Genomic DNA, 11,476 nt, shown 5'->3' on the forward strand with positions numbered 1-11,476 from the left:
ACTCCAATACTTCAAAACGTGCCCGCATGGGGCGTTAATGTTTCCCGGTCGACGTACCACATGACGGTACGTGCGATGAAATCCTCGAGCGATCCGGGGCGGGGGGATCTTGGCTCGCCATCGAGCAACCGGTGCCCCCGGCCTTCGACGACCACAAACCACAGATCGGCACCGTCCTCACCGCCGGGCCAGTACCGGAATTCCGCGGGCTGCCCGTCGATGCGCAGCCGCGCGTCGCGCGGGGGGGCGGAAATCCGGTTGCGGGTCTTCCAGAAGGCCACGGTGTCGTCGATGGACAGAAGACGGCCCTTCACGGTCTTGCCGCCGATATCCAGCACCTCGCCGCCGCTCCACGGGATGACCGGATCGGCGGCCCCCTGGATCAGCATCATCGGCGTGGGATCGGGCGCGCCTCCGGCGGCCTGGGCGAGCGCCTCCGGCAGGGCCGAGACGACAGCCACGCTGATCGCGGGCTTGATCCGGGCCTCGATGGCATAGCGCTGGGTCAGCATGCCGCCGTTCGACGAGCCGATCAGCGCGAGCGGTACCGCGTCTGCGTCGAGCGCATCGCGGCTTTTCGCGTGCAGGGTCTCGATGAAGTCACGATCCGCGGGCCAGCCCGCCTCGAGCGGGGGCCTGCCATCGGCCCAATGCGTCAGCGCCTGCGGGAAGGTGATGTCGTGGCCGAAGGCGTGGAACGCCTCGCAAAGCCCGGAGCGTTCGGCAAAGGCATAGGCCGTGCCGTGGCCACCATGAAGCGCAAGGATCAGCGACCGGGCCGGTGGTCCCGCCCGCAATTGCGGCGGCAGGCAGACGAGCCGCTTGCCATGGCGCGTCTTGATGCGAACGGTCCTCGGACGCGGAAGCCCCTTGCCCTTGGCGCCGCGCGCATTCTCGCCGCCGCGCATCTCAGCCATGCGGGCCAACATCTGACGGCGCCCCCCGGCCAAGCCAGACTTCGAGGCCGCCGCGCGGATTGTCGGCGTAGTGCCATCCCGGTGCGGGGGCGCTGTCTGCATCCTCCGCCCCTGCGGGCGCCTCCCCCGGAACCGCGACGCGCGGGCCGAACACGTTCGCGGTGCCGACAAACAGACCGGCGGGCGTCGTGACGAGGTTCCGAACGCCCCAATTATAGGCGTTGTCGAAGCCCTGCCGGGTGACCGGCATCCAGTTCTCGCCATCCGCGGTGCGCCACAAATCGGCGCCGCCTTCGTTGTCCACGATGCTCTGGGTGCCGACGAGGTCGAGCAAGTCGCGCACCATGCGCGGGGCCTTGTCGTAGATCGCCCAGCGCAGGGTCACGCTCCAGTCATAGGTGCCGCAATAGAGCCAGCCATCATGCACACCCATGGACCACATGTAACCGTTGAAGAAATTGCCGAAGCCCGCCTTCAGCCCCGAAAGAGGCGCGCGGCCCTCGTCGTCGCGGTCGCCGACGATGACGTCATAGCTGTCATCGGGATTGATCCTGAGGATTTCCGCCGCGGCCGGGCCGACATTGTTGACCCGGTCCAACCCGCCGCCTTGGATGCCCGTGCCGACATAGAGCGCGCCGTTGAACGCCGTCATGCACGCGACCGCCTGATTGAGCGGCCCGCGCCCGGCGCCGCGATCAACCACCTTGCGCCAGCGATAGGGATATGGGCCCTCGGCGCCGTCCGCGGGCGTGCCATCCGTCGCCCAGACCTGCAATCCGTCGAGGTTGAGCGTGCCCGCGTAAAGCTGGTCATTCGCAACGGCGAGGCTGAAGATGCCCTTGTTGCCGGGATCGTCGAAGCCGGGAGGGTTGACCATCTGCCAATCCCCGGCCTCGGGATTGTCCGAGCCGTAGATCAGCGGCTTGTCGGTGGCATTCTGCTGCGCGCCCGACGTGCCGCGCTGCGCGGTGGGCGCGAAATGCATCCGCCCGAGAAAGGGCGTCAGGCTACGCGTCACGGAAAACGGCGGATCGATGATGCCGTAGGGGGTGACCGGATCGAAATTCTGCCCGTCATAGGACCGCAGCAGCAGACCGCCCGGCGCCCGTCCCGGCGCCCAGGCCGAAACGTAAAGCGCGGGTTCCGGATCGCCCGCCCCCTGATAGACACTCATCGAGCGGTAGCCGATCTCGCGCGGGACGGGCCTGCCGTCGATACCGTCGACCATGGGGGCGCGGAACGCCATCTCCCATTGGCCGCTTGCCGGATCGAAGGCCCAGATCTGCGAGCGGCGATCCAGCTTGTAGAGCCCGTCCATCGTCTCCGGGCAATCCACCGGCCAGACCTGAAGCGGCAGCTTCGCAAAGGCGGACTGGAACCGCAGCATGCACATGTTGGAGCGGGTCGTGCCGAGATAGAGGCGGCCTTTGAACCAGGCCATGGAATGCGCGTAATTGTTGTGCCCGTCGCCGAGCCCGGCCTCGCCCACCCGGCGGAAATCGCGTGCCGACAGGCCCCGCGTGGGCATGCCCGCAGGCCGGTCGACGGGCTGGTCGACAGGCGAGGCGGCAGCGCTCATCCCTTGGCCTTGCCGCGCCGTTTGCGCATCGGCACGGGCGCCACGACCGAATTGAACAGGAACGCATCGCGCGGCAGCGTCACGAGGTAATGCACGAACTCGGCCACGCGTTCGGGGCTGAGCATCGCGCGCGGCTTCAGGGCTGCGGTGCCCGATTGCGCCCAGAGCTCGGTATCGACGGCATCGGGCAGAACCGTCTGGACCCGCACACCTTCGCGCTGGACCTCTTCGGCGAGGCTTTCTGACAGACCCACGATGCCAAACTTGGAACTGGCATAGGGTCCGTCGAAGGCGCGGCCCTGCTTGCCCGACACCGAGGAGATATTGACGATATCGCCCTCTTTCTGCGCCAGCATCGCGGCCAGAACCGCGCGGTTCGACAGGAAGGTGCCGGTGAGGTTCACGTCGATCACCGTCTTCCATTCCTCGAACGTGGTCTGGGCCACGGGCTTGAGCGTACCGCCCACGCGCAGGATGCCAGCCGCGGCCACGAGGATGTCGATCCGGCCCGTCGCCTCGAGCGCGGCTTCGGCCATTGCGGCCATGTCCGCCTCGCTGGTGATATCGGCCGGGAAGGCACGGGCCAAAGCGCCGATCTCGGCTGCAACCGCATCAAGCCCTTCGGCATTGCGGTCCACGAGCAGAACCTGCGCGCCCTCGGCCGCCAGGTGCCGCGCGCAAGCCGCGCCGATCCCGCCTGCAGCGCCGGTGACGATGGCGGATTTTCCCGAAAGGCTGTCGCCCATGTTCATACTCCTCTCAGGTCCCGGAGGCCTGATCTTTGCGTTTGGGCATCGGCAAGAGATGCGGATCGGTGACGTCCATGCCGCGGCACAGCTCTGTCAGGCCAATGAGCGCGGTGGCGAAACTTTCGGGCGCCATCGTGCCGCCGAAGGGCCCGTCGAGCAAGGTATCGGCGATGAGCGGCGTATCGATGGAGCCGGGATAGACCGTGCGCACGCGGATGCCATCGTCGCCGAGTTCGCGGTTGAGATTGCGGCCCAGAGCGGACAGCGCGAATTTCGTGGCGCAATAGGCGGGCGCCAGTGGCGTGCCGCGCAGCCCGTGGGGCGTGGTGGACGAGGCCATGTGGATGATGTCGCCATCCCCGGCTTCCAACATCAGGGGCAGCACTGCCTGCGTGGCCAGAAAGACCCCGTGCAGGTTGACGTCGATCGCCCTTTGCCATTCGGCGAGCGTCAGGTCGCGCGTGCGCGGCGGCAGCCCGCCCTGCCCTTCCCGGCCCAGAACTGCGGAGGCCACGAGCACATCCGCGCGGCCAATCTCCCGCAGGCGCGCGGCGAGATCCGCCATCGCGGCGGGGTCGGCCACGTCGAGGCCCAGGGCCTCATGCGCAAGACCGGGACCGGCCTCGGCCAGTTCCGCCCCGAGGGCCGCCAGCTTTTCCGGCGCGCGGCCCACGCCCAGAACACGGTAGCCCCGGCGGGCAAATTCGAGCGCCATGGCCCGGCCAATCCCGCTGGTCGCACCGGTCACGACGGCGACGCGCGGCCCGCTCATCGTCCCCGCCCCCGCAGGAAGCGCCGCACGGGACGGCGTTCGCGGCGCGCGTGATCGCGGCGGCTGGCTGCACGGCCCGGCGTGTCCACCCCGGCGATGAAGGCGCGCAGGGCCAACGCGAAGCGGCGCGGCTTCACGATGGGAAAGAAATGCCCCGCGCCGGGCACGACGATCCGCCGCGCGCCGGGCATCTTCTGCAACAGGATCTCGGAGGTGGGCAGGCAATGCGATTGCGCGCCGTAGACCAGAAGGACCGGCATCGTCAGTTCGGAGAGGGCCGGAATGTCGATGGCGGTTTCGTCATCCATTTCGGACTTCGCGGAGGTATCGGAGACCAGCGTCTCCCAGCGTTGCGCGCCGCGCGCGCCCATCTGGCGGGACCGCAGGTTGATGCCGCGTCCCGGACGCTCCGTCGCGGTGGGGTTGTCGCCGCCTGCCGCAGCGGCCAGCCCGGCCCTGCGACCAAAGCCGCGTGCACCGCGTCCGCGCAGCCCGGCGCCGCCAGCCGCAGCGGGACCTCCCGCAGCCGGAATGCGGCCCCGCGGACCGAGGGAGGCCAAGAGGCGGAAATCGATCTCGGAGTCTTCGGGCGGGAAGCTGGTCACGCCCTCGCGCTGCAACTCGGCCTTCCAAGCGGGCCAATGCGCCCAGTCGCAAAGGCGCATCGGCGGCTGCAAGGCCCGAAGCTGCGTATCGGCAATGGTCAGGCTTTCGAAGCGATCAGGCGCACGCTGCGCCATCACCAGCGCCACGCGGCCACCATGGCTGTGGCCCACGAGATGCGCCCGTTCGATCCCGGCAGCATCCATCACCGAGAGCATGTCATTTGCCAGATGACCGAGCGTGTAGCCTTCGACCGGCATCGAGCTCGCGCCATGGCCGCGCAGATCTGGCAGCAGCATGGGACGGTCGCGCCCGAGATACCGCACCGCGCCCAGGAACCAGAAGGACAGGTTCGCGCCCAGGCCGTGGATCATGACAACCGGCACGGAGCCATCGCCCGGATCGGCGCCAATAAGCTGATAATTCAGCTTCACGTCGGGAAGCGTGAGGGCGGTCATGGGGCGGGATCCGTCAGTCCATATAGCCGAGTTTCTTCATCTGCCGGAGCAGCGCCTCGCGCTCTTCCTCGGAGGGCTCCGCACGGTCCTGATCGGCCTCGCCGAGCGCGCGGGTATGGCCTGCCTTGGTGGCGTGAATGCCCGGCACCAGCGCCTCATGCGGCACGCGGCCTTCGAGGTTCTTGGGCACGGCCAAGCCCAGCAGCGTCAGCATGAGCGGGGTGATATCGAGAAGGCTCAGCGGATCGACCTGCTCATCCTCGCGGAAGGCGGGCCCGGAGGCGATGAAGATGCCCTCAGGGCGATGCGTGCCGTCGGCCAGATCGCGCGGCTTAACCGTCTCGTCCGACGAGATGATCGACACGAAGCCGCCATCGCGCAGCTTGAGCGTGATGTCCGGGCACGGCTCCACGAAGGGCCGCCCGCGCATCTTGTTCATGTCGAGGCCCGCGAGGACTTTCCTGCCGTCCTTGTCTTTCCAGTCGAGCAATTCCTCGCGCAGCTTGAGCGCGAATTCCATGTAATTCTCCGCCGAGACGCCGGTGCCATCGCCCGGATCGGGCTTGATGAAGATCGCGTTCGACGACGGCGTGGGACAGAAGGCGACAGTGCGCTTCCAGTCGATCATCGCCTGATGATCCTTGAGCTTGTCGGCGGCCAGTTGCGCCCGCCCGTCGCCATGTCCGCCATCGCGCCAATGCAGGTAGCCCTTATCGGCCAGCCATTGGTTGATGTAGACGATCTCGTCCGTCGGGCCGAAGCCGTGATCGGAGGTGATGATGACATTCGTGTCCGGGCCCGAGGCCTCGACCATGCGGCGGATATTCTCGTCCATCCGCACGTAGAAATCGGTCACGAGGCGGGTGATCTTGTCGGTCTGCTCTCCCGGCTCTCCCGAGACGCAATCGGGATCGAGATAGCGCCAGAAGAGGTGCTGGATCTTGTCCGGCCCATCTAGGACGATCGCCGCGAGGTCGGTGGGATCGTTCTTGAGAAGACGGCACATGACGTCGGTCCAGGCCTTGTCGCGCACGTTCTGCAGCTCGATCCATTCCTCGTGCTCATCGGCATCGAGGCCCTGGACGACCTTCTTCTCCTCGCCGATATCCATGCCGAGGTCGCGATAGTCGAAATCCTCGGATTTGCGCAGCGCGTCGAAAAGCTCCGGCGGGTGGATGCCGCCACGCAGGTGCTTCCAGGGCACGAAGCCCGAGGCCACATGCCCATCGAGCGGCGGCGCAGGATAGAAACCGAAGAAGTTCAGCGCCGTCGTCCGCTTGCCGCCGCGATTGGCGATGGAGAAGACCGTCTCGGCGTGATTGTCGCGGCGGTCGTTGATCTTCAGGAAGACGCCCCCATCCTCGAGGAAGGCCGGCCGCAGAAAGTCGTAGATACCATGCGTCTCGGGGCTGACACCCGTGGTCATCGAAGTCCAGGCGGGGGGCGTCAGCGGATTGCGGGTGGACATCAGCTGCGCCACGGTGCCCTTGCGGATGAGGCTCGTGAGGAAGGGCAAATGGCCTTCCTGCGACAGGGGCGACAGAAGGCTGAACGTGGCCCCGTCGAGGCCGATCATCAAAACGCGATTGGACAAAACTCACTCCGGAATAAAGCATCGAAGTCGCAATGGACCTCTCAAGGGTTAAAGTCCGAAGCCGGAGGGGGTGCAACCCTTGGCGCACCAACTTCTTGCACTCTGATGCCGGGCTGCTAAGCCCGGTCTGTGAATGAACAGGGCCAGTACATGAACGACGCGGCGAAATCCGAAGACGCGACGACGATCGACCGCGATCTCCAGGACCTGCTGCGCGATCAGCAGGAACGCCAGACCCGCATGCGGCATGTGCAGGAATTTCTCACGACGCCTGCCTTCCTCGACCTGGCGGATATGAGCCTTGAGGTGTCGGACGATCCCGAAACCCTTCAGGAGCGGCGGCGCGATCTCGATTACCGAATCAAGGTGATGCGCGCGATCCTGAAGCTCATGGAAGACGAACGGTCCGCCCTCGACCGCGTGGAAAGCGTGCAGGAACCCGCATCGCCCTCCGACAGGTAGCCCCGCGCGCCACACTCTTTCCAGCGCCGCGACAAAGGGGTTGCGAGCGTGATTGCCCGAGGGCTATCACTTCGTCGCAGGCCGTTATTTGTTGGACGGTCCTTTGGAATATTAGATGCCTGATCCCCTGTTTTTGATTGCGCCGGGCCGCTCCTACACGTCGCTGATCGGCGGCATGATCGGACAACACCCAGAAATTTACGGCATGCCGGAGCTGAGCATCTCGCATGTGGAAACGGTCGGCGAGGCGCTGCAAAGCCTGCGCGGCCCACTGGCCTTCGGTCTGGCGGGCATCCTGCGGCTTCTGGCCGAATTGCACGAAAAGGAACAGTCCGAAGAGGCCGTGCTCCGCGCCAAGGAATGGCTGATGCAGCGCGGCCATTGGCGCATCGCCCAGCTTTACGAGCATATCCAGTCGGAAGTCGGCGACCTGCATCTGTTCGACAAGAGCCCGCTCACGGTGTTGAAACCCGAAAATCTGCAGCGCACCGCCGAGATTTTCCCGAGCGCTTTCTATCTGCATCTGACGCGCAACCCGATCACCACCGGCAAATCCGCGATGTCGCTGCGCAAGGACATCCAATCGGGTAAGGTTTCGGGCGGGACGATGCAAACCCGGCGCGGCCTCGACCCCGAGATGTCCTGGCTGCGCGGACATCAGAACATCACGAATTTCACGGCTACCCTGCCCGTGGGACAATGCCTGCGCATCAAGGCGGAAATGCTGCTGAGCGATCCGGAGAAATACCTGGCCCAGATCTGCGAATGGATCGGGATTTCAAGCGATCCCGCTGCGATCGAGGAGATGATGCATCCCGAACGCTCGCCCTTCGCGACGCTTGGTCCCCCCTCCGCGCGCTACGGCAACGACCCGAACTTCCTGAAAAACCCGGTGCTCGACATGTCGCGCCTGCAGAACATCCAGGAACCGGACGTGACCATGCCCGCGCCCTGGCGCGATGACCAAAGCTCCCTGTCGGCCGACACGATCAAGCTGGCCCGGCAATTCGGATACGGATGAGATCATGAACACAGCCCTGTCCCCGATCTCCTTCAAGACGATTGCCCGCCGCGGGCTCGGAAACGAGGCGTCGACGCTGGCGCATGCGCTCATCTGGTACAACGATTGGCTCTATCTCGGCGTGACGACCCCGCGTGGCGCCGGACCCGAGGATTGCGCGCGCATCCTGCGCCACAAGCCCGCGACCGGTGCATGGGAAACCGTCTACGAGGCTCCGGCCCGCGACACCGACGCCGAAAGCGTCGCCCGGCACCAGGCCCGATCGGCGGAATACGGGATCAAGACCAGCCCGCCGGTTCTTGCCGATGCGTTCGGCGTGCGCTCCTTCGCGGTCTATCAGGGCGCGAGCGACCCGCATCCGTGCCTCTATGCCGGGGTGATGTCGGTCTTCGGCGGACAGATCCTGCGGTCCGAAGACGGGATCACCTTCGCGCCTGTCGTGTCGGACGGGTTGCACGATTCCACGATCATGTCGTTTCGCGGACTGACGCCTTTCAAGGGCTGGCTTTTCACCGCGCCCGCCGGGATCACATCGGCAGAGCGCGCCGATCTGAACTTCCCGCCCGAAACCGAGGCCATGGTCTATTGCACCACCGACCCGGAAGGCGGCCCGGATACGTGGCAGGCGGCCTGCCTGCCGGGCTTTGACGACCCGATCAACGAGGCGGTCTTCGCGCTCGGCAAGGCACATGGATACCTTTACGCGGGCACCGCATCCGCCAAGCGCGGTTTCCAGCTGTGGCGCACGGATGCCGAAGGCACCCCGCCCTTCACCTGGGAGCGGGTGCTGGTCGACGGCGCGTGGCGCTTCAACCACAACCATTCCGTCGCCACCCTCGCGGAATTCGACGGCGATCTGTACGTGGGCGGCGGCATTCCGGGCCTCGGCGAAGACCGCGAGAACAATGTCGGCCCGGCAGCGGCGGAGCTTCTGGTCGTGCGTCAGGACGGCTCCTGGGATGTGGTCTTCGGCGAGCCGCGCTGCACGCCCGACGGGCTGAAAGTGCCACTATCGGCGATGGGTCCGGGCCTAGATGATCCCTATAATTCGGTGGTCTGGTGCATGGAGGTGCATGAGGGCGCGCTCTATGTCGGCACGCACCATTGGGCGCCGTTCGACTACGCCCTGAATGCGCGCGGCGAGCCGCTTCAGGGTGGCTACCAGCTTTGGCGCAGCGGAGACGGCATCACGTGGGAGCGGGTCATCAACGACGCGCTTGGCCATGTGTCGCATACCGGTCTGCGGTCGCTGGAATCGACGCCGGACGGCCTTTTCATGGGCACGACGGTGCATGCGAAACTGCTGCAGGTGCTGAGCCGCAATTCCGACGCCGTGCGCGCGCAGATGGAGACGGAAAGCAACGGCTTCACCATCCTGCGCGGGACCTGATCGGGGGTGCTGCGCAGCGGGCAGGCTGCGATCAGCCGACCAGCGCGCCTTGGCTCAACGCATCGAACCGATGGACATCGCTGGGACTGTGCGCGCCGTAGGGCCCCGTCCCGGCGAAGAGACCGGCCTCGGGATGCATCATGCGCTGCAGAGAGGCGGCATCCGATGGCAGGGAAAGCGCGCCCGCCAGCCGTTTGAGTTCCGCGGCCGGATCGGCCAGCAGATCGTCGAGATGCAGATGATGCGCCCGGCTTTCGGGCAGCAATTCGAGCATCTGCTCCATGCCCGCTTCGGTCAGATCGCGCAGCATGTCGAAATCGGGGATCGCCGTGCCCGCACCGTCCGAGCTGTAGGCGCCCAGAAGGATGGCCGCGGCACCCTCGTGCTGGGCCATCAGCGCATGATCGTGGCTGTCCGGATCGCGGGTCACGATCAGCAATTCCGCGTCGTGGTACATCTCCACGAGACGCCGCCTTGCGGTTTCGCTCAGAAGTCCCGAGCCCACGGGCTGCACGATGCGGCGCGGGGCGAGGCGCGCGGTCAGCCAATGGGCGATCTCGGCACTTGGCAGGTGCAGCCGCCCCATCAGCCAGCGGCGCGCCATCTCGACGGAATGCAGGCTCTGCTCCCCGCCCAGGCATTGCGCAAGCACCCGCAAGAGGCCGTGGATCTGCGCCCCACGCAGCCCCTGCATTTCGAGCACGATGTCGTAGACGCTCGCCTCCAGCTCGAGATTGAGCGCAGGCACGCCGAACGCGCCCGAATTTCGCCCGATGGCCGAGGCAATGGTCGGGCCGCCCGCTCCGGGAGCGGCCAGCACCAGGATAGGCGCAGGCGCGGTCATATAGTTACAGGCCGTATCCCCGGAAGAATCCCAGCGAGGCGCTGGTTGCGCTGATCTCACGGCTGACGGCGCCGGTGATGAAGCTGCCCCCCATATCGGAATCGGGCCAGGTGTGGCCGCCCCCCTCGATCTGGTAGAAGCGCAGGTCGACGCCGTTGGCGCAGTCGTAGCTGATCAGCTGAAGCTTGGTCTCGTCGGCCACGCGATCTTCGCGCGCGCTTGTATTGGCCGGGCCGCAATTGTTGATCCGGCTCCAGAAATCACGGGTTTCCGCATTCGACAGGACCGAGCCACCAGCCCCCGCACCCAGCATGCGCGACGATGCGATCTGACCGCCTCCGAAGGGCATGATCCGATCATCGGTGCCGTTGAAGAAGATCATTGGGCTGGTCGGGGCGGTGTTGCACCGGCTCGCAAGATTTGCCGGTATGTTCGCCGCGATCACGGCATAGGCACGGAACAGACCGGGCGCATCGCAGGCCAGACGCTGCACGAACATTCCGCCGTTCGACATGCCTGCCGCGAAGGCGCGCGACGTATCCGTTCCGAACCGCGATCGCAGATCGTTCAGCATCGCGCGGGTGTAGCCCACATCGTCGATACCCGAGGCGGTCGTCTCCCGCCCGTCATTCCATTGCTGGCCGGGCGAGTTCGGGAACACCGCCGTGAAGCCCTGCTGGCGCGCAAGGCCCGCCAGATCGGTGATGCGTTGCGCTTTCGTGCCGTCGCCCTCGCCGCCATGGAACACGAGGACCACGGACTTGCCGGCCCCGGTGGTGGCCGGATCGACGAAATAGGATCGCTCACGGCCCTGGAACGAGAAACTGACCAATTGCAGGTCGGATGTCGACGCGCCCGCGCCCACGCCTGCCCCGCCGCCCGCATTGAAGATCCCGCCATCGCTTTGACGCTCGGCGCGGCGTTCTTCGGCGCGCGCCCGGATCGCATCCCGGATCGGTGAGTTGGAGACCCCGGGCTCGGGGTTTCGGACCGCAGAGGCGGTGCAGGCCACCAGGAAAACAGCGGTGATCGTCAATGCAGCGATACGAAATCGAGACATGGATTATGACTTCCTCTTGATCCTCAG

11 protein-coding genes are annotated in these 11,476 nt (G+C 66.2%); 3 read left to right on the top strand and 8 right to left on the bottom strand.

Going from position 1 to position 11,476, the window contains the following annotated elements:
* Positions 1 to 11: 11 nt before the first annotated feature.
* The 6 genes from FIV09_RS14925 to FIV09_RS14950 are packed head-to-tail and all read right to left on the bottom strand — an operon-like array spanning position 12 to position 6,672.
* The gene (locus FIV09_RS14925) at positions 12 to 917 is read right to left on the bottom strand and encodes a PHB depolymerase family esterase (RefSeq protein ID WP_152451083.1); all 906 of its coding nucleotides are present in this window, start codon (positions 915 to 917) and stop codon (positions 12 to 14) included.
* Positions 910 to 2,496, bottom strand: coding sequence for a hypothetical protein (locus tag FIV09_RS14930; protein WP_152451085.1), 1,587 nt, complete (start codon positions 2,494 to 2,496; stop codon positions 910 to 912). Before FIV09_RS14930 ends, FIV09_RS14925 begins: the two co-directional genes overlap by 8 nt.
* Complete coding sequence (locus FIV09_RS14935) at positions 2,493 to 3,242, bottom strand: SDR family oxidoreductase (RefSeq protein WP_216646434.1); 750 nt, start codon at positions 3,240 to 3,242, stop codon at positions 2,493 to 2,495. The genes FIV09_RS14930 and FIV09_RS14935 overlap by 4 nt, the downstream gene beginning before the upstream one ends.
* Positions 3,243 to 3,255: 13 nt before the next feature.
* Positions 3,256 to 4,017, bottom strand: a complete 762-nt coding sequence (locus tag FIV09_RS14940) for an SDR family oxidoreductase (RefSeq protein WP_152451089.1) — start codon at positions 4,015 to 4,017, stop codon at positions 3,256 to 3,258.
* Positions 4,014 to 5,078: an alpha/beta fold hydrolase gene (locus FIV09_RS14945; RefSeq protein ID WP_152451091.1), complete on the bottom strand. Its 1,065-nt coding sequence runs from the start codon at positions 5,076 to 5,078 to the stop codon at positions 4,014 to 4,016. Before FIV09_RS14945 ends, FIV09_RS14940 begins: the two co-directional genes overlap by 4 nt.
* A gap of 13 nt (positions 5,079 to 5,091) precedes the next feature.
* Positions 5,092 to 6,672 (bottom strand): alkaline phosphatase family protein, encoded by a 1,581-nt coding sequence (locus FIV09_RS14950; protein WP_216646435.1) that lies wholly within the window; start codon positions 6,670 to 6,672, stop codon positions 5,092 to 5,094.
* Between the two features lie 150 nt (positions 6,673 to 6,822).
* Here FIV09_RS14950 and FIV09_RS14955 point away from each other — a divergent pair, with 150 nt between their 5' ends.
* The 3 genes from FIV09_RS14955 (at position 6,823) to FIV09_RS14965 (ending at position 9,545) form a co-directional block, all read left to right on the top strand.
* Positions 6,823 to 7,134 carry a hypothetical protein gene (locus FIV09_RS14955; RefSeq protein ID WP_152451093.1) on the top strand — a complete coding sequence of 104 codons (312 nt, stop codon included), beginning with the start codon at positions 6,823 to 6,825 and terminating at the stop codon, positions 7,132 to 7,134.
* A gap of 115 nt (positions 7,135 to 7,249) precedes the next feature.
* On the top strand, positions 7,250 to 8,155 hold the full coding sequence (locus FIV09_RS14960) for a sulfotransferase (protein WP_152451095.1): 906 nt from the start codon (positions 7,250 to 7,252) through the stop codon (positions 8,153 to 8,155).
* A gap of 4 nt (positions 8,156 to 8,159) precedes the next feature.
* Entirely contained in the window at positions 8,160 to 9,545 is a 1,386-nt protein-coding gene (locus FIV09_RS14965; protein ID WP_152451097.1) for a hypothetical protein, read from the top strand.
* 31 nt (positions 9,546 to 9,576) lie between these two features.
* Here FIV09_RS14965 and FIV09_RS14970 read toward each other — a convergent pair whose 3' ends face one another.
* Positions 9,577 to 10,389 carry a hypothetical protein gene (locus FIV09_RS14970; protein ID WP_152451099.1) on the bottom strand — a complete coding sequence of 271 codons (813 nt, stop codon included), beginning with the start codon at positions 10,387 to 10,389 and terminating at the stop codon, positions 9,577 to 9,579.
* Between the two features lie 4 nt (positions 10,390 to 10,393).
* On the bottom strand, positions 10,394 to 11,449 hold the full coding sequence (locus tag FIV09_RS14975) for a PHB depolymerase family esterase (RefSeq protein ID WP_152451101.1): 1,056 nt from the start codon (positions 11,447 to 11,449) through the stop codon (positions 10,394 to 10,396).
* Positions 11,450 to 11,476: the final 27 nt, after the last annotated feature.

It is taken from the genome of Roseivivax sp. THAF197b, assembly GCF_009363255.1.
In the GTDB taxonomy this organism is placed as follows: domain Bacteria; phylum Pseudomonadota; class Alphaproteobacteria; order Rhodobacterales; family Rhodobacteraceae; genus Roseivivax.